Source organism: Pseudomonas sp. GM41(2012) (assembly GCF_000282315.2).
Lineage (GTDB): Bacteria > Pseudomonadota > Gammaproteobacteria > Pseudomonadales > Pseudomonadaceae > Aquipseudomonas.
In genome coordinates, this window is the sequence record NZ_AKJN02000007.1 from 393,261 (window position 1) to 410,675 (window position 17,415).

Annotated in this window: 16 protein-coding genes; 8 read left to right on the forward strand and 8 right to left on the reverse strand. The window is 59.4% G+C overall.

Annotation, left to right across the window (positions count from 1 at the left end):
* Positions 1–16 precede the first annotated feature (16 nt).
* Positions 17–2,239, forward strand: a complete 2,223-nt coding sequence (gene ppk1 / locus PMI27_RS12685) for a polyphosphate kinase 1 (RefSeq protein ID WP_008150325.1) — start codon at positions 17–19, stop codon at positions 2,237–2,239.
* A gap of 338 nt (positions 2,240–2,577) precedes the next feature.
* On the opposite strand, the gene ppx is transcribed toward ppk1, so the two are convergent.
* The 5 genes from ppx to PMI27_RS12660 form a co-directional block, all read right to left on the reverse strand.
* A complete protein-coding gene (gene ppx, locus PMI27_RS12680; RefSeq protein ID WP_008150329.1) occupies positions 2,578–4,080 on the reverse strand; it encodes an exopolyphosphatase in 1,503 nt (500 codons plus the stop codon).
* A 232-nt stretch (positions 4,081–4,312) separates the two neighbouring features.
* A complete protein-coding gene (locus tag PMI27_RS12675) occupies positions 4,313–5,050 on the reverse strand; it encodes an amino acid ABC transporter ATP-binding protein (protein WP_008150331.1) in 738 nt (245 codons plus the stop codon).
* Entirely contained in the window at positions 5,037–5,687 is a 651-nt protein-coding gene (locus PMI27_RS12670; RefSeq protein WP_008150334.1) for an amino acid ABC transporter permease, read from the reverse strand. The genes PMI27_RS12675 and PMI27_RS12670 overlap by 14 nt, the downstream gene beginning before the upstream one ends.
* Positions 5,684–6,352, reverse strand: coding sequence for an amino acid ABC transporter permease (locus PMI27_RS12665; RefSeq protein WP_008150336.1), 669 nt, complete (start codon positions 6,350–6,352; stop codon positions 5,684–5,686). The genes PMI27_RS12670 and PMI27_RS12665 overlap by 4 nt, the downstream gene beginning before the upstream one ends.
* Before the next feature lie 21 nt (positions 6,353–6,373).
* Positions 6,374–7,159, reverse strand: coding sequence for a transporter substrate-binding domain-containing protein (locus PMI27_RS12660; protein ID WP_008150338.1), 786 nt, complete (start codon positions 7,157–7,159; stop codon positions 6,374–6,376).
* 256 nt (positions 7,160–7,415) lie between these two features.
* Between PMI27_RS12660 and PMI27_RS12655 the strand changes: the two genes are divergently transcribed.
* From PMI27_RS12655 to PMI27_RS12630, 6 genes are all read left to right on the forward strand, one after another.
* Positions 7,416–8,123 (forward strand): FadR/GntR family transcriptional regulator, encoded by a 708-nt coding sequence (locus tag PMI27_RS12655; RefSeq protein ID WP_008150339.1) that lies wholly within the window; start codon positions 7,416–7,418, stop codon positions 8,121–8,123.
* A 120-nt stretch (positions 8,124–8,243) separates the two neighbouring features.
* A complete protein-coding gene (gene trxA / locus PMI27_RS12650; protein ID WP_008150340.1) occupies positions 8,244–8,573 on the forward strand; it encodes a thioredoxin TrxA in 330 nt (109 codons plus the stop codon).
* A 248-nt stretch (positions 8,574–8,821) separates the two neighbouring features.
* On the forward strand, positions 8,822–10,081 hold the full coding sequence (gene rho / locus PMI27_RS12645; RefSeq protein WP_007942421.1) for a transcription termination factor Rho: 1,260 nt from the start codon (positions 8,822–8,824) through the stop codon (positions 10,079–10,081).
* A gap of 139 nt (positions 10,082–10,220) precedes the next feature.
* Entirely contained in the window at positions 10,221–11,687 is a 1,467-nt protein-coding gene (gene ubiD, locus PMI27_RS12640) for a 4-hydroxy-3-polyprenylbenzoate decarboxylase (protein ID WP_008150342.1), read from the forward strand.
* Entirely contained in the window at positions 11,687–12,655 is a 969-nt protein-coding gene (locus PMI27_RS12635) for a CDP-6-deoxy-delta-3,4-glucoseen reductase (protein ID WP_008150345.1), read from the forward strand. Before ubiD ends, PMI27_RS12635 begins: the two co-directional genes overlap by 1 nt.
* 234 nt (positions 12,656–12,889) lie before the next feature.
* Positions 12,890–13,561: a gamma-glutamylcyclotransferase gene (locus PMI27_RS12630; RefSeq protein ID WP_008150348.1), complete on the forward strand. Its 672-nt coding sequence runs from the start codon at positions 12,890–12,892 to the stop codon at positions 13,559–13,561.
* Here the strand turns inward: PMI27_RS12630 and glpT are convergent.
* Together glpT and PMI27_RS12620 are read right to left on the reverse strand one after the other, a co-directional pair.
* A complete protein-coding gene (glpT, locus tag PMI27_RS12625) occupies positions 13,534–14,886 on the reverse strand; it encodes a glycerol-3-phosphate transporter (RefSeq protein ID WP_008150350.1) in 1,353 nt (450 codons plus the stop codon). The two genes, PMI27_RS12630 and glpT, sit on opposite strands and share 28 nt — an antisense overlap.
* A 303-nt stretch (positions 14,887–15,189) precedes the next feature.
* Complete coding sequence (locus PMI27_RS12620) at positions 15,190–16,167, reverse strand: NADPH:quinone oxidoreductase family protein (RefSeq protein ID WP_008150352.1); 978 nt, start codon at positions 16,165–16,167, stop codon at positions 15,190–15,192.
* Between the two features lie 150 nt (positions 16,168–16,317).
* Between PMI27_RS12620 and PMI27_RS12615 the strand changes: the two genes are divergently transcribed.
* A complete protein-coding gene (locus PMI27_RS12615) occupies positions 16,318–16,725 on the forward strand; it encodes a flagellar basal body-associated protein FliL (RefSeq protein WP_033053388.1) in 408 nt (135 codons plus the stop codon).
* Positions 16,726–16,841: 116 nt separating this feature from the next.
* Here the strand turns inward: PMI27_RS12615 and PMI27_RS12610 are convergent, their stop codons facing one another.
* Positions 16,842–17,291, reverse strand: coding sequence for an EVE domain-containing protein (locus PMI27_RS12610; RefSeq protein ID WP_008150357.1), 450 nt, complete (start codon positions 17,289–17,291; stop codon positions 16,842–16,844).
* Between the last annotated feature and the right edge of the window lie 124 nt (positions 17,292–17,415).

Genomic DNA, 17,415 nt, shown 5'->3' on the forward strand with positions numbered 1-17,415 from the left:
CTCCCAGGAACATTCGATGAATACCGAAGTACTCACTGAAGTTGCCGTAAAAGATGCTCAACCTGTGGTGGAGCAAATCGCCGAAACCCCGCCGGAACTGGAGCCTGCTCCACCCGCGGTGGTGGCCGAGCCCGCAATAGCGGCGCCAGCGATTGCCATTCCCGGCCTGGATGACAGCAGCCTGTACATCCATCGCGAGCTCTCGCAACTGCAGTTCAACATCCGCGTGCTGGAGCAGGCGCTGGATGAGTCCTACCCGTTGCTGGAGCGGCTGAAGTTTCTGCTGATCTTCTCCAGCAACCTGGACGAGTTCTTCGAGATTCGTGTGGCCGGCCTGAAGAAACAGATCACCTTCGCCCGCGAACAGGCCGGCGCCGATGGCCTGCAACCGCATCAGGCCCTGGCCCGCATCAGCGAATTGGTACACGGTCACGTCGACCGCCAGTACGCGATCCTCAACGACATTCTGTTGCCGGAGCTGGAAAAGCATCAGGTCCGCTTCATCCGTCGGCGTCATTGGACCACCAAGATCAAAACCTGGGTGCGCCGCTATTTCCGCGACGAGATCGCGCCGATCATTACCCCGATCGGCCTCGACCCGACGCACCCGTTCCCGTTGCTGGTGAACAAGAGCCTGAACTTCATCGTCGAACTCGAAGGTATCGACGCCTTCGGCCGCGATTCCGGTCTGGCGATCATTCCGGCGCCACGTTTGCTGCCGCGCGTTATCAAGTTGCCGGAAGAAGTGGGCGGCGCTGGCGACAATTACGTGTTCCTGTCGTCGATGATCCATGCGCACGCCGATGACCTGTTCCAGGGCATGAAGGTCAAGGGCTGCTACCAGTTCCGCCTGACCCGAAACGCCGACCTTGCCGTCGACACCGAAGATGTAGAAGACCTGGCCCGCGCCCTGCGCGGCGAGTTGTTCTCCCGTCGCTACGGTGATGCGGTGCGTCTGGAAGTGGCCGACACGTGCCCGAAACACCTGTCCGACTACTTGCTCAAGCAGTTCAACCTGCACGAGACCGAGCTGTATCAGGTCAACGGTCCGGTCAACCTGACTCGTCTGTTCAGCATCACCGGTCTGGACAGTCAGCGAGCGCTGCAATACACGCCGTTCACCCCGCAGATCCCGAAACTGCTGCAAAACAGCGAGAACATCTTCAGCGTGATCAGCAAGCAGGACATTCTGCTGCTGCACCCGTTCGAGTCCTTCACCCCTGTGGTCGACCTGCTGCGCCAGGCGGCCAAGGACCCGCATGTATTGGCGGTTCGTCAGACCCTGTACCGCTCCGGCGCCAACTCGGAAATCGTCGATGCGTTGGTCGATGCGGCGCGTAACGGCAAGGAAGTCACGGCGGTGATCGAGTTGCGTGCGCGGTTCGACGAAGAGTCCAACCTGCAGCTGGCCAGCCGTCTGCAAGCGGCCGGTGCGGTGGTGATTTACGGCGTGGTCGGCTTCAAGACCCACGCCAAGATGATGCTGATCTTGCGTCGTGAGGCTGGCGAGATTGTCCGTTACGCCCACTTGGGGACCGGTAACTACCACGCGGCCAACGCCCGTCTGTACACCGACTACAGCTTGCTGACCTCGGATGACGCCTTGTGCGAAGACGTCGGCAAACTGTTCAGCCAGCTAATCGGCATGGGTAAAACCCTGCGCATGAAGAAGCTGCTGCACGCGCCGTTCACGCTGAAGAAGGGCATGCTCGACATGATTGCCCGGGAGACCCAGTTCGCCCTCGACGGCAAACCGGCGCACATCATCGCCAAGTTCAACTCGCTGACCGATCCGAAGATCATCCGCGCGCTGTACAAGGCCAGTCAGTCCGGGGTGCGTATCGATCTGGTGGTGCGCGGCATGTGCTGCCTGCGTCCGGGCATCGCCGGGGTTTCGCACAACATCCACGTGCGCTCGATCATCGGGCGCTTCCTGGAGCACACCCGGGTCTTCTACTTCCTCAATGGCGGCGAAGAGCAGATGTTCCTGTCCAGCGCCGACTGGATGGAGCGCAACCTCGACAAGCGCGTCGAGACTTGCTTCCCCGTCGAGGGCAAGAAGCTGATCATGCGGGTCAAGAAAGAGCTGGAGCTGTATCTCACCGATAACACTCACAGCTGGAGCCTGCAGGCAGACGGTCGTTACATCCGCAACACGCCGACCGGCAACCAGAACCCGCGCAGCGCCCAGGCGACTTTGCTGGAGCGTTTGGGCAGCCCGATATTGGCCGTTCGTTAACGCAAACGTCGGGTAATAAAAAATGGCGATCCCTGCGGATCGCCATTTTTGCTTTCACCGCCGTCCGCTGTAGGAGCACAGCTTGCTGGCGATGGCGTCCGCGAGATCGCCATCGCCAGCAAGCTGTGCTCCTACAGCGATGGCGTCCGTGAGATCGCTATCGCCAGCAAGCTGTGCTCCTACAGCGATGGCGCCCGTGAGATCGCTATCGCCAGCAAGCTGTGCTCCTACAGCGATGGCGTCCGTGAGATCGCTATCGCCAGCAAGCTGTGCTCCTACAGCGATGGCGTCCGTGAGATCGCCATCGCCAGCAAGCTGTGCTCCTACAGGACCGTGTTTCAGCGGACGTTCAGGATGAAGCCGACGCGGGTCAGCCACTCCGCTTCAAGGGCGAAGTCGGCCTGGGTCAGCTGGTTTTCGTCCAGCCAGTTTTCCGGGAACTGCACATCAAGGCTGTCGCGGTTGGCGTGCAGCACGACCTGTGGCATTTCCTGGGTGCCACGGATGTGATGGAACAGGATCGCAAAGCGCAGCAGCACGCACAGGCGAATCAGCTTGATGCCTTCTTCGCCGAAATCGGCAAACCTGTCCCGGGGAATATTGCGGCGGTGGCCGCGCACCAGCAGCGCGAGCATCAGCTGGTCTTCGCGGGAGAACCCGGCCAGGTCCGAGTGCTCGATCAGGTAGGAGCCGTGCTTGTGATACTGATAGTGAGCGATGTCCAGGCCCACTTCATGGACCTTGGCCGCCCAACCCAGCAGTTCGCGCCAGACGCCGTCATCCAGGTCCCAATCCTCAGCCACTTGATCGAAAGCATGCAACGCCTTGCGCTCAACCCGCGCCGCTTGTTCCAGGTCGACGTGATAACGCTCCATCAGCGAGCTGAGCGTGCGCTCACGGACGTCTTCGTGATGATGACGGCCCAACAGGTCATAGAGCACGCCTTCGCGCAGGGCACCTTCACAGTGGTCCATGCGTTGCAGTTCGAGGGCATCGAAAATCGCTTCGAGAATTGCCAGGCCCGCCGGGAAAATCGCCCGACGGTCAGGCTTGATGCCTTCGAAATCGATCTTCTCGACGTCGCCAAGCTTGATCAGCTTGCGCTTGAGCCAGGCCAGGCCTTGGGCGTTAACCTCGCCCGTGCCATGACCGCCGGCCTTCAGTGCCAGGCCAATCGCACGAATGGTGCCCGAGGAGCCGATGGCTTCATCCCAGGTCAGCCGGTGCAGGGCGTGTTCGATGCTCATGATCTCCAGCCGCGCCGCCGTGTACGCCTGGGCGTAGCGGGCCGGGGTGATCTTGCCGTCCTTGAAATAGCGCTGGGTGTAGCTGACGCAGCCCATTTGCAGGCTTTCGCGCAGCAGTGGTTCAAAGCGCTGGCCGATGATGAATTCGGTACTGCCGCCGCCGATGTCGGCCACCAGGCGTTTGCCCGGGGTGTCGGCGAGGGTGTGGGAAACGCCGAGGTAAATCAGACGCGCTTCTTCACGACCGGAGATGACTTCCACCGGGTGGCCAAGGATTTCTTCAGCGCGGCGGATAAATTCGCCACGGTTACGGGCTTCACGCAGGGCGTTGGTGCCGACGATCCGCACGGCGCCTGGCGGCATACCGTTGATCAGTTGGGCAAAACGCTTCAGGCAATCGAGCCCGCGTTGCATGGATTCTTCACTGAGCTGACGCTCATCGTCGATGCCGGCGGCCAGCTGAACCTTCTCCCCGAGTCGTTCGAGAATACGGATTTCGCCGTTCTGGGCCTTGGCCACGACCATGTGAAAGCTGTTGGAGCCCAGGTCGATTGCGGCGATCAGGGACAGATTCTTGGCTTGGGATTGCGGCATGGTCAGGGGGTCTCGGTCGATAACCTCGACATCGTGCCACGATCAAACGCTGGCGCCAACGCGCAGTGTTCAAAGCCTTGATCCGGCGCAGGAAAGTCGGTGAACTCTGGGTCGCCATCGCGGGCAAGCCTTGCTCCTACAAGTTATGGGTGTACGCATTTTCCGAGTACGACTCCTATCTGTAGGAGCAAGGCTTGCCCGCGATGGCGTCAACACAGCCACTGAAGATCTCTCAGCCCGCCGCTTCAACGGTCCCGATGAAATTCGCGAGTTCCGCCGTTTGCGGGTTGGCAAACAGAATCTTCGGATCCCCCGCCTCATGCACCTTGCCCTGATGCATGAACACCAACTTATCCCCAACCTCCCGGGCAAAACGCATCTCATGGGTGACCATAATCAACGTCATCCCTTCCTTGGCCAGTTGCCGGACCACGCTCAGCACTTCATTGACCAATTCCGGGTCCAGCGCCGAGGTAATCTCATCGCACAGCAAGACCTTCGGCGACATCGCCAGCGCCCGGGCAATCGCCACCCGCTGTTGCTGCCCGCCAGACAACCGATCCGGGAAGGCATCGAATTTTTCCCCCAGCCCGACCCGCTCCAGCATCTCCCTCGCAAGGTCGGCGGCTTTGGCTTTCGGCACTTTCTGCACCACTTGCGGTGCGAGCATCACGTTCTCGCCGACCGTCAGGTGCGGAAACAGGTTGAACTGCTGAAACACCATCCCGACTTTCTGCCGCAAGCTGCGCAGGTCGGCACGGGCGGCGTCGAGGTATTCGCCGTCGACTTCGATCACGCCGTCGTTGATCGATTCCAGGCCATTGAGGGTGCGCAACAAGGTGGATTTTCCCGAGCCGCTGCGGCCGATGATCGCTACCACCTGACCTTCCTCGACGCTCAGGTCGATGCCTTTGAGCACATGGTGGTCGCCGTAATATTTATGCAGGGCCGAGATTCTAAGCAGAGGCATGCAGTCTCCTTTCCAGATAGCGCGCACTGAGGGACAAGGGGTAGCAGAGCAGGAAGTAACCGAGGGCCACGAGGCCGTAGACCATGAACGGTTCGAAGGTTGCGTTGGCGAGCATGCCGCCGGTCTTGGTCAGTTCGGTGAAGCCGATGATCGAGGTGACAGCGGTGCCTTTGACCACCTGCACCGAGAAGCCCACGGTCGGCGCCACGGCGATCCGCAGTGCTTGCGGCAGGATCACGTAGCGCAGTTGCTCCAGTGGGTTCAGCGCCAGGCTTGATGAAGCTTCCCACTGGCCGTTGGGGATCGATTCGACGCAACCACGCCAGATCTCCGCCAGGTAGGCGCTGGTGAACAGCGTCAGGGCTATCGCCGCCGCCATCCACGGCGAAATCTCTATCCCCGCCAGCGCCACGCCGAAGAACACCAGAAACAGCTGCATCAACAGCGGCGTGCCTTGGAACAGCTCGATGTAGGTGCGGGCGAAGTTGCGCGGCAGGGATTTTTTCGAGATGCGCATGACCATGATCAACAAGCCGATCAGTCCGCCACCGATAAACGCCACCAGCGACAGTGCCAGGGTCCATTGCAGGCCCGTGAGCAGGTTGCGTACGACGTCCCAGAAGGTGAAATCGCTCATTGGCTGCTCCTTGCGACAAAACGGCGGCCAATCCAGTTCAGTAACTGGCGGATCAGCAGCGCCATGCACAGGTAGAGCAGCGTGGTCAGCGCATAGGTCTCAAAGGCGCGGAAGTTGCGCGACTGAATGAAGTTGGCAGCGAAGCTCAGCTCTTCGGTGGCGATTTGCGAGCAGACCGCCGAACCCAGCATCACGATGATGATCTGGCTGCTCAATGCCGGCCAAACCTTGCCCAGCGCTGGCAGCAGGACCACGTGGCGAAAGGCTTCGAAGCGCGTCATCGCCAGCGCCGCAGCGGCTTCAAGCTGTCCTCGAGGGATCGCTTGGATGCCGGCGCGGATGATCTCGGTGGAATAGGCGCCGAGGTTGATTACCATCGCCAACACCGCCGCCTGCCATTCCGAAATCTGTACACCCAGTGACGGCAGGCCGAAGAAGATGAAAAACAACTGCACCAGAAACGGCGTGTTGCGGATCAACTCGACGTAGACCGCAAAAATGCCGGCGAACGGACGGATGTTCCACGCCCGCACCAGCGCCCCGACGATGCCCAGACTCACCCCGAGCACCGCGCCGATGGCCGTCAGTTCAAGGGTGAACAGCGCACCGCGCAGCAGCAGGTCGGTGTTGTGCACCACCGGTATGAAATCGAACTGATAAGCCATGTTCAGTCTCCGCAACGACGATCAGAGATCGGCCGGCAGCGGCTCTTTGAGCCAGGTCCGGGAGTTTTTCTCCAGCGCGCCGTCGGTCTTGGCGGTGGCGAGGATCTGGTTGACCTTGTCCAGCAGCGCCGGCTCGTTTTTGTTCACGCCGACGTGGACCGGGGAATCCTTGAGCTTCACTTTCAGCGCCGGAATGCGTTTCGGGTTGCGCTCGCTGATGGTCACCATCACCACGTTGCCGCTGGCGATTAGATCAACTTGCCCGGCGAGGTAGGCGGCGATGGTTGAGTTGTTGTCTTCGAAGCGCTTGATGGTCACGCCTTCGGGCGCGACTTTGGTCAGCTCGATGTCTTCGATGGCGCCACGGGTGACGCTGATGGTTTTGCCCTTGAGGTCGTCCAGGCTTTTGATGCTTGCGTCTGGCGGACCGAATACGGCGAGGTAGAACGGCGCGTAGGCACGGGAGAAGTCGATGACTTTCTCGCGCTCGGGGTTCTTGCCGAGGCTGGAGATCACCAGATCGACCTTGCCGGTGGTCAGGAATGGAATGCGGTTGGTGCTGTTGACCGGCGTCAGTTCGAGTTTGACCTTGAGTTGGTCGGCCAGCAGCTTGGCGGTGTCGATATCAAGGCCGCGCGGTTTCATGTCCGGGCCGACCGAGCCGAAGGGCGGGAAGTCCTGGGGCACGGCAACCTTGAGGACGCCGCGCTTGACCACATCCTCCAGACCGTCGGCGTGGGCGGGCGCCTGGCTCAGCATCAGGCTGGCAAACAGGGCGGCGAGGAGGGCGCTGTAACGCTGGGTCATGGCAAATCTCCGAATCGGCGAGAAGTGAATTCTGCGGATCGACAGAGCATGGGCCGTGCCAAGAGTCAGTTTTGAATGCCGCAGGCCACGGTTTTGCTGGATTCGTTCGGTCTTACTGGTCTGAACAGTCGTGCATGGTTTCGCACCCCGATAGCGCATCGCCGGATTTCACCGAACCCCCATGGGGCACGACTTGCCGGGCGTCGCGAATAGCTTTACAACTAACCGCTCATTGGCCTGGTTCGTCTGAAAAACCATGAACTCGATCTCCCGCGCCGTACCTGAAGTGGCGCTGCAAGCCATCCGTAAACTGATCACCGAACAGGGCTTCGGGCCGGGCGATGCCTTGCCCTCGCAACGGGATTTGGCGGTGCAATTGGGCGTCAGTCGGGCGTCGCTGCGCGAAGCGTTGTCGTCATTGAGTGCGTTGGGGGTGATCAGCATCCAGCCGGGCAAAGGTGTGTTCGTGCAGTCACCGGTTGATTTGCCGCGAGGTGATGTGGGGCTGAGTTGGCCGTTCGCGGCCCAGGCTTCGCCGCTGGATATCTTCCAGTTGCGCTACGCCCTGGAAGGCTTTGCCGCCGGTTTGGCGGCGGTGACCCTGAGTACTCACGAACTCGATGCACTGGAAGATAACGTCGCTGCCATGCGCGTCGAATTGAAGGCCGGCGACTTCGAGGCCGCGGCGCGACTGGATTTCGAGTTTCACCGGCGCATCCTGCTGGCAAGCGGCAATCAGGCGATGCTGAGCATCCTGACTGCCAGCGCCGACATCTTTCTAGAGAGCCAAAAGCTACCGTTCATCCGGGCCGAGCGGGCCATGGAAACCTGGCAGGAACACCGCAAAATCCTCCGCGCACTGGCCCGCCGGGCGTCCGGCGCGGCGCAGAAGGCCATGCACGAACATGTGCGTAACGCGGCACTGCGAACAGGAATTGCCTTCGTCGCTCCCGCCACCTCGTGACTTGAGCTATACCCAAACTCATGCGGCACCATAGCGAGACTCAATCATCTGCACCTTCCTGAACGAGGGAAGGGCGGCTATGATGGGCCACGTTTTTTTGCTTACAACCTGGAGACTTCCATGAGCAGCGATCTTATTAAACACGTCACCGACGCTAGCTTCGACGTCGACGTCCTCAAGGCCGAAGGCGCTGTACTGGTCGACTACTGGGCTGAATGGTGCGGCCCTTGCAAAATGATCGCTCCTGTTCTGGACGAAATTGCTGAAACCTACAAAGGCAAGCTGACCGTTGCCAAACTGAACATCGACGAAAACCAGGAAACTCCGGCCAAGCATGGCGTGCGTGGTATCCCGACTCTGATGCTGTTCAAGAACGGCAACGTTGAAGCGACCAAGGTTGGCGCGCTGTCGAAGTCGCAACTGGCTGCTTTCCTCGACGCCAACATCTAAGCGTCGTTTAAAGCGTCATCAAAAAGGCCCCGCACATCGCGGGGCCTTTTCGTTATTGAGGGCTAGACGCTCCGAAACTCAGGTGGTACATTCGGCCCCGCACTGGTTTCTCCACTGCCCCCTGCTAGCCGTCGCCGACGCACTCCTTTTCGAATAAGTACGCGATCCTGTCGCCTTCTCTGCGGCGCGGCCTCATTAAGCCAAAAGCTTAATTTCCCCCCCTCCATAAATGATTACGTCATTCCTATATGAATCTGACTGAACTCAAGCAAAAGCCGATTACCGAACTGCTCGAATTGGCCGAACAGATGGGCATAGAAAATATGGCCCGTTCGCGCAAGCAGGACGTGATTTTCTCCCTGCTCAAAAAGCACGCTAAAAGCGGCGAGGAAATCTCCGGTGATGGCGTGCTGGAGATTCTCCAGGACGGCTTCGGCTTCCTTCGCTCCGCTGACGCTTCCTATCTCGCCGGCCCAGACGATATCTACGTCTCGCCGAGTCAGATCCGTCGCTTCAACTTGCGCACCGGTGACACCATCGTTGGCAAGATCCGTCCTCCAAAGGAAGGCGAGCGTTATTTCGCGCTGCTCAAGGTCGACACGATCAACTACGATCGTCCCGAGAACGCGAAAAACAAGATTCTCTTCGAGAACCTGACCCCGCTGTTCCCGACTGTGCGCATGAAGATGGAAGCCGGCAACGGTTCCACCGAAGACTTGACCGGTCGTGTCATCGACCTGTGCGCCCCGATCGGCAAAGGCCAGCGCGGTCTGATCGTTGCACCGCCGAAAGCCGGTAAAACGATCATGCTGCAGAACATCGCAGCCAACATCGCTCGTAATAACCCTGAAGTTCACCTGATCGTATTGCTGATCGACGAACGTCCGGAAGAAGTAACCGAAATGCAGCGCACCGTGCGCGGCGAAGTGGTTGCCTCGACGTTCGACGAGCCGCCAACCCGCCACGTGCAGGTTGCCGAAATGGTGATCGAGAAGGCCAAGCGCCTGGTCGAACACAAGAAGGACGTGGTGATCCTGCTCGACTCCATCACCCGTCTGGCTCGCGCCTACAACACCGTGATCCCGAGCTCCGGCAAAGTACTCACCGGTGGTGTCGATGCCCACGCCCTGGAGAAACCGAAACGTTTCTTCGGTGCCGCGCGGAACATCGAAGAAGGCGGTTCGCTGACCATCATCGCCACCGCGCTGGTTGAAACCGGCTCGAAGATGGACGAAGTGATCTACGAAGAATTCAAAGGCACGGGCAACATGGAACTGCCGCTGGATCGTCGCATCGCCGAAAAACGCGTCTTCCCGGCTATCAACATCAACCGTTCCGGCACCCGCCGCGAAGAGTTGCTGACCGCCGACGACGAGTTGCAGCGCATGTGGATTCTTCGCAAGCTTCTGCACCCGATGGACGAAATCGCTGCCATCGAGTTCCTGGTCGACAAGCTGAAAACGACCAAGACTAACGATGAGTTCTTCCTGTCGATGAAACGCAAGTAAGTCGATAAGGCCAAGAAGCCGGGGAAACCCGGCTTTTTGCTATCTGATTTTTGATCAATTGCCAGTTCGTGGTTCTGAACAGAGGGGTTCGGCGCTAAACTGCCACCCCCGAACGGCACGGCCAACACGAGGCTCACGCATGCAGTATCGCGACTTGCGCGACTTTATCAGCGGTCTGGAAAAGCGCGGCGAACTCAAGCGCATCCAGGTTCCGGTGTCCCCAGTGCTCGAAATGACCGAGGTCTGCGACCGCACCCTGCGTGCCAAAGGTCCGGCCCTGCTTTTCGAAAAGCCCACGGGTTATGACATCCCGGTGCTCGGCAACCTGTTCGGCACCCCTGAGCGCGTGGCGCTGGGCATGGGCGCAGAAGCGGTCAGCGAATTGCGCGAAATCGGCAAGCTGCTGGCGTTCCTCAAGGAACCCGAGCCGCCGAAAGGCCTGAAAGATGCCTGGTCCAAGCTGCCGATCTTCCGCAAGATCATCGCCATGGCACCGAAAGTGGTCAAAGACGCGGTGTGCCAGGAAGTGGTCATCGAAGGCGACGACGTCGACCTCGCGATGCTGCCGGTGCAGACCTGCTGGCCGGGCGACGTCGGCCCGCTGATTACCTGGGGCCTGACCGTCACCAAAGGCCCGAACAAGGATCGCCAGAACCTCGGCATCTACCGTCAACAAGTGATCGGTCGCAACAAGGTCATCATGCGCTGGCTCAGTCACCGTGGCGGCGCGCTGGATTACCGCGAGTGGTGCGAGAAGCATCCTGGCCAGCCATTCCCGGTGTCCGTGGCGTTGGGCGCCGACCCGGCGACCATTCTTGGTGCTGTAACACCTGTGCCGGACAGCCTTTCCGAATACGCTTTCGCTGGCTTGTTGCGCGGCAACCGCACCGAACTGGTGAAGTGTCGTGGCAACGACTTGCAGGTCCCGGCGACCGCCGAGATCATCCTTGAAGGCGTGATCCATCCGGGCGAGATGGCCGATGAAGGCCCGTACGGCGACCACACCGGTTACTACAACGAAGTCGACAGCTTCCCGGTGTTCACCGTCGAGCGCATCACCCACCGCATCAAACCGATCTACCACAGCACCTACACCGGCCGTCCGCCGGATGAGCCGGCGATTCTTGGCGTGGCGCTGAACGAAGTGTTCGTGCCGATCCTGCAGAAGCAGTTCCCCGAGATCACCGACTTCTACCTGCCGCCCGAAGGTTGCTCGTACCGCATGGCCATCGTGACCATGAAGAAGTCGTATCCGGGCCACGCCAAGCGGGTAATGCTCGGTGTCTGGTCGTTTTTGCGACAGTTCATGTACACCAAGTTCGTTATCGTCTGTGATGACGATATCAACGCACGCGACTGGAACGACGTGATCTGGGCCATCACCACGCGCATGGACCCAAAGCGCGACACGGTGATGATCGACAACACGCCGATCGACTACCTGGACTTCGCCTCGCCGGTTTCCGGCCTGGGTTCGAAGATGGGGCTCGATGCCACGAACAAATGGCCGGGCGAAACCACTCGCGAGTGGGGCCGGGTGATCGTCAAGGACGAAGCCGTTACCCAGCGGATCGATGCCATCTGGAATCAGTTAGGAATAGATTGATGCGTGTAACCTTGCAGCCCTCCGGAGCAGTGCTACAGATTCTGCCCGGCGAGCGGATTCTCGATGGCGCGCGGCGTCTGGGCTATGAATGCCCGCAAAGCTGTCGAAACGGCAATTGCCACGTGTGCGCCGCACTGCTGGTGGAAGGGCGCGTCGAACAGGAAGGCGGTGTGCGCGACCATGGCGAGTTCTACACTTGCATTGCAGAGCCGCTGGAAGACTGCATCGTGCTGTGGGATGGCGTGCTCGCGCTGGGAGAATTGCCGGTGCGCAGCTTGTCGTGTCAGGTCATTGAATGCAGGGACGTCGGCGGCGATACCTGGCGTGTACGACTGCGAGCGCCGGCCGGCAAACCGCCGCGTTATCACGCCGGTCAGTACTTGATGATCGAGCGCGAGAATGGCGAGAAATCTGCGTTCTCCCTGGCCTCGGCGCCGCATGGCGGGCGTGATCTGGAAATTCATGTGCTGGCGCGCGAAAGCAGTGCGCTGAGCCTGATCGACCAGTTGCAACGCAACCTGATGGTGCGGATCGAAATGCCATTCGGCGACACCCATCTGGCGGAACTGCCGAACGGTCCACTGGTGCTGATTGCCGCGGGCACCGGCATGGGCCAGATCCATAGCCTGATCGAACATTGCCGCGCCACGGGCTTCAAACATCCGGTGCATCTGTATTGGGGCGTGCGTCGTCCTGAAGATTTTTATGCCATCGAACATTGGGATGAATGGCTGAAACTGCCCAATCTGTTCCTGCATAAAGTCGTCAGCGATCAATGCGGCTGGCAGGGGCGCTGCGGGATGTTGCATGAGGCGGTGTGCGAGGACTTCCCGGATCTGAAACCCTTGCATGTCTACGCCAGCGGCTCTCCGGCCATGGTCTACGGCACGCTGGATGCTTTGGTCGAAGCCGGGATGGATGCTCATCAAATGCGCGCGGATGTATTTGCGTACGCGCCGCGATCTTGATCCTCGATCTTGATCCGCGATTTTGATCCCCGCTCTTAATCGTTATAACTCTCTATATAGCCGATCGGTATTTATAAATTTATATAAATGCCGGTAGGTTATATGTCATCCAGGCAAATAGTTAAGAACTGTGCCATGGCATTTAAATTGCCTTAAAACATATGTGCCTTATTGTTACAGCGGTGCGTTCTATTAAGTAATTCTTCACCCGCGGGGAGCTGAACGCTAATCGCCATGAGCGCCATTGAATCTGCTTTTTTGAATCTGGCTTACCCTCCGCAGCTCGATCTGGGGCCGCAGCTCACGCACGAACAATTGCTCAGCTCAATGCAGTCGACGATGGCGCGCCACAAGGGCGGGCCGGTGTGGCTGTTCGCTTACGGTTCGCTGATCTGGCGTCCTGAATGTGCAGCGGTGGAGCGAGTGCGTGGTCGTGTGCATGGCTACCATCGCGGTTTGTATTTGTGGTCCCACGAACATCGCGGCACACCCGAAGTGCCTGGGCTGGTGTTCGGCCTGGATCGCGGTGGTTCTTGCAGCGGCTTCGCCTATCGCTTGCCTGAAGAACAACTTGAAGCCTCTCTTTACGCACTTTGGCAGCGCGAAATGCCATTCCCGTCCTATCGCCCACACTGGCTCAACTGCCGTCTTGAAGACGGAAGTCAGGTTCAGGCGTTGGGGTTTGTATTGGAGCGGCATCTGCCCAGCTATGCGGGCAACTTGCCGGATCACGTGTTGAGCCACGTGTTCGAAAACGCTTGCGGGCGTTACGGCACGACTCGCGATTATGTCGAGCAGACCGCCCACGCCCTGCGTAGCCACGCCATGCCAGACCGGAATCTGGAGGCGCGGCTCAAGCGCTGCAAATCAAAGGCCGATCAGGCGATTGCGTCTTCGCGGGTCTGACTGGCGATTTGCTTGTGCCCCAGCGTGGGAGCCAGGAATGCCATTGCCAGCAAGCAGGCGGCTACCAATAGGATGAAGCCGCCATCCCAACCGAAATAGTCCACGGTGTAGCCCATCAGCGCACTGGCCGCGACTGACCCGCCCAAGTAACCGAACAGACCGGTAAAACCAGCGGCTGTACCTGCGGCCTTCTTCGGTACCAGTTCCAGCGCTTGCAAGCCCACCAGCATCACCGGACCGTAGATCAGGAAGCCGATCGCGAACAGCGAGATCATGTCGACCATCGGGTTACCCGGCGGATTCAGCCAGTACACGATCGTCGCCACGGTCACCAATGCCATGAACACCATGCCGGTCAGGCCACGGTTACCACGGAAAACCTTGTCCGACATCCAGCCGCACAGCAACGTGCCCGGAATGCCTGCCCACTCATAGAGGAAATACGCCCACGACGTTTTATCGAAGTCGAAGTGCTTGACCTCTTTGAGGTAGGTCGGCGCCCAATCCAGGATGCCGTAGCGCAGCAAGTAGACGAAGACGTTAGCCAGGGCGATGAACCAGAGCATTTTGTTGCGCAGCACGTATTTGACGAAGATGTCCTTGGCGCTGAATTCTTCTTCGTGGCTGGCGTCGTAGCCTTCCGGGTAATCGTTCTTGTACTTCTCGATCGGCGGCAGGCCTGTCGATTGCGGCGTGTCGCGCATCACAATGAACGCAAAAACGGCGACCAGCAGCGCTACGGCGGCCGGGACGTAGAACTTGCTGTGCCAGTCGTTGAACCAGCCCATGCCGAGAATCGCCAACGGGCCGATCAAGCCACCGCCGACGTTATGCGCGGTATTCCAGACCGAAACCACACCGCCGCGCTCTTTCTGCGACCACCAGTGCACCATTGTGCGGCCACTTGGCGGCCAGCCCATGCCTTGTGCCCAACCGTTGATGAACAACAGGATGAACATCATGGTCACGCTGGACGTCGCCCACGGCGCGAAACCGAAAACGAACATCACCCCGGCGGAAACCACCAGGCCGAAGGGCAGGAAGTAACGCGGGTTGGAGCGGTCGGACACGATGCCCATCAAAAACTTGGACAGACCGTAGGCGATGGCAATCGCCGACATGGCCACACCCAGTTGACCCTTCGTATAGCCTTGGGCGATCAGATCGGGGAACGCCAGGGTGAAGTTTTTGCGCAGCAGGTAGTAACCCGCATAGCCAATGAAAATACCGGCGAAGATCTGCCAGCGAAGGCGTCGGTAGGTGTTGTCTATTTTTTCTTCAGGCAATGGAGCCTGATGTGCGGCAGGACGAAAGAAAGCAAACATTCAAGAGCTCCAGATTTCTTGTTTTGACTGCGGATGCGAATGTTACAGTTTCGTTACCGAAAATAGCACCGGTTCGCATCGGTCAAATAGCGGAAATTCTGGAGATTGCATGTTCTTTTATGAACATGTCGCTCAGGTATAAATGTAGGGCGCTGTGGGAATCGTTACTTGTAGGTCTACGTGCCGCATTTCGGTCCAGGGTAGGACGAGGCTTTGGGAAATGTCCTTCGTATGAATGGGAAGTCGTGGCGTTCTGTTGCGGTCTGAACAACTTCATTTGAAGTCCAGACCGCTGCATTGGGTTCAGCGAACCTGAACCACCACTTTCCCAACCGCTTTGCGCTGGCCAAGATCATTGATTGCCTGTGCCGCATTGCTCAGTGGATACACCTGCGACACCAGCGGTTTCAATTTGCCCTCGGCAAACCAGCCAAACAATTGCTGGAAGTTCGCCGCGTTGTCTTGAGGCTGGCGCTGGGCGAACGAGCCCCAGAACACGCCGACCACCGCTGCGCCTTTGAGCAGCGCGAGGTTCACAGGGAGTTCGGGGATGCGCCCGCTGGCGAAGCCGACAACCAGCAGGCGGCCGTTCCACGCGATGGCGCGGATGGCCTGGTCGAACAGATCGCCGCCCACCGGATCGTAGATCACATCGGCGCCCTGGCCATCGGTCAGGCGCTTGATTTCGTCCTTGAGACTGGTTTCGCTGTAGTTGATCAACTCATCGGCACCGGCAGCCTTGGCCACCGCGAGTTTTTCGGCGCTGCTGGCGGCGGCGATCACGCGGGCGCCCATGGCTTTGCCGATTTCTACAGCGGCCAGACCGACACCACCGGAAGCGCCGAGTACCAGCAAGGTTTCGCCCGGTTGCAGGTTGCCCCGTTGCTTGAGCGCGTGCATCGAAGTGCCGTAAGTCATGCTGAACGCGGCGGCGGTGTTGAAGTCCATCGATGGCGGGATGGGCAGTACGTTGTAGCCCGGCACCGCGACCTGTTCGGCGAAACTGCCCCAGCCGGTCAGCGCCATGACCCGGTCGCCAACCTTGAGGTGGCTGACTTTCTCGCCTACTTCGCTGACCACGCCAGCCGCTTCGCCGCCCGGGGAAAACGGGAAGGGCGGCTTGAACTGATATTTGCCCTCGATGATCAGCGTGTCCGGGAAATTCACCCCGGCGGCGTGCACGTCCAGCAGGATTTCATTCTTCTTCGCGACAGGACTGGCGACGTCTTCCAGCACCAGCGATTCGGCAGGGCCGAAGGCTTTGCACAGCACGGCTTTCATCAGGGCTATTCCTTTGGGAGTGATGGCCGATAAGTGTAGGTGTGTGAGTCGATGGGTCAACGAGCATGCCCGGCCCTGATAGTCAGCCATAAGCTTGTGCTTGAGCGGCGGGTCGTTATGCTAGGCCGCAAACCGGATAAGGAGCGAATTGTGAAAGCGTGGATCATGTTGTTGCTGGCCCTGTCTCTGCCTGTGGCAGCGATGGCCGAAGAAGCCAAAGAAGGTGCAGCTCCGAAGGTCAATTACATCACCCTGAGCCCGCCGTTCGTGGGCAACTACGGGCTGGACGGGACGCCGAAGCTCAAGGTCTATAAGGCCGATGTGGCGTTGCGAGTGACCGGTGATGAGGCGACCAAACTGGTGAAAGCCAATGAGCCGTTGATTCGTAATCAACTGGTGGCGTTGTTTGCCCAGCAGACCACTGAAGCGATGAACAACGTCGAGGCCAAGGAAAAGCTGCGTCAGGAAGCCCTTAAGCAGACCCAGCAAATCATGAGCGACGAAACCGGCAGCCCGGTGGTTGAGGATCTGTTGTTCAACAACCTCATCATCCAGTAATGCTGGATCTGTAGGAGCAAAGCTTGCTCGCGATAGCGCCCACAAGACCGCCATCGCCGGCAAGCCGTGCTCCTACAAAAGCGCACCAGCCAAGCCGCGCCCATTCAAAAAACATTTCAACGTAGCGCAATCACCGCCGCCCATTGCTCGGCCGTCACCGGCATCACCGACAGTCGCGAGCCTTTCTGCACCAGAGGCATCTCGGCCAGCGCCGCCTGCTGTTTTAGGTAATCCAGCTTAAGCACCTTGGGAAACGTCTCGACATGCGCGACATCGATCGCGCTCCAGGCGTTTTTCTCTGGCGTGGCTTTTGGATCGTAGTAATGACTCTCCGGCTCCAGCGCCGTCGGGTCCGGGTACGCGGCTTCGACGATCTTTCCGATCCCGGCGATCCCCGGTTCGGGGCAGCTGGAGTGATAGAAGAAAAACTGGTCGCCCACGGCCATGGCCCGCAGAAAATTACGCGCCTGGTAGTTGCGAACCCCGTCCCAGCGCGCTTTGCCAAGCGTCTCCAGGCCCTTGATCGAGAGCTCGTCGGGCTCGGATTTCATCAGCCAATAAGCCATGGTGTTTGCTCCTTGCGAAGTGGGTGGGCAAGTTGTCGGGGAATTTTATGACAAACCGACGGTCGGTTGACGCCAGCGTTTGCGTGTCGGTTCACGTTGTCGCAAAATGCCGGCCTTCTAAGCT

Excerpts from the sequence above, each read along its gene's own strand:
- ppk1 (WP_008150325.1), top strand. The coding sequence starts at position 17 with ATGAATACCGAAGTACTCACTGAAGTTGCCGTAAAAGATGCTCAACCT.
- ppx (WP_008150329.1), bottom strand. The coding sequence starts at position 4,080 with ATGCCGCAATCCCAAGCCAAGAATCTGTCCCTGATCGCCGCAATCGAC.
- PMI27_RS12675 (WP_008150331.1), bottom strand. The coding sequence starts at position 5,050 with ATGCCTCTGCTTAGAATCTCGGCCCTGCATAAATATTACGGCGACCAC.
- PMI27_RS12670 (WP_008150334.1), bottom strand. The coding sequence starts at position 5,687 with ATGAGCGATTTCACCTTCTGGGACGTCGTACGCAACCTGCTCACGGGC.
- PMI27_RS12665 (WP_008150336.1), bottom strand. The coding sequence starts at position 6,352 with ATGGCTTATCAGTTCGATTTCATACCGGTGGTGCACAACACCGACCTG.
- PMI27_RS12660 (WP_008150338.1), bottom strand. The coding sequence starts at position 7,159 with ATGACCCAGCGTTACAGCGCCCTCCTCGCCGCCCTGTTTGCCAGCCTG.
- PMI27_RS12655 (WP_008150339.1), top strand. The coding sequence starts at position 7,416 with ATGAACTCGATCTCCCGCGCCGTACCTGAAGTGGCGCTGCAAGCCATC.
- trxA (WP_008150340.1), top strand. The coding sequence starts at position 8,244 with ATGAGCAGCGATCTTATTAAACACGTCACCGACGCTAGCTTCGACGTC.
- rho (WP_007942421.1), top strand. The coding sequence starts at position 8,822 with ATGAATCTGACTGAACTCAAGCAAAAGCCGATTACCGAACTGCTCGAA.
- ubiD (WP_008150342.1), top strand. The coding sequence starts at position 10,221 with ATGCAGTATCGCGACTTGCGCGACTTTATCAGCGGTCTGGAAAAGCGC.
- PMI27_RS12635 (WP_008150345.1), top strand. The coding sequence starts at position 11,687 with ATGCGTGTAACCTTGCAGCCCTCCGGAGCAGTGCTACAGATTCTGCCC.
- PMI27_RS12630 (WP_008150348.1), top strand. The coding sequence starts at position 12,890 with ATGAGCGCCATTGAATCTGCTTTTTTGAATCTGGCTTACCCTCCGCAG.
- glpT (WP_008150350.1), bottom strand. The coding sequence starts at position 14,886 with ATGTTTGCTTTCTTTCGTCCTGCCGCACATCAGGCTCCATTGCCTGAA.
- PMI27_RS12620 (WP_008150352.1), bottom strand. The coding sequence starts at position 16,167 with ATGAAAGCCGTGCTGTGCAAAGCCTTCGGCCCTGCCGAATCGCTGGTG.
- PMI27_RS12610 (WP_008150357.1), bottom strand. The coding sequence starts at position 17,291 with ATGGCTTATTGGCTGATGAAATCCGAGCCCGACGAGCTCTCGATCAAG.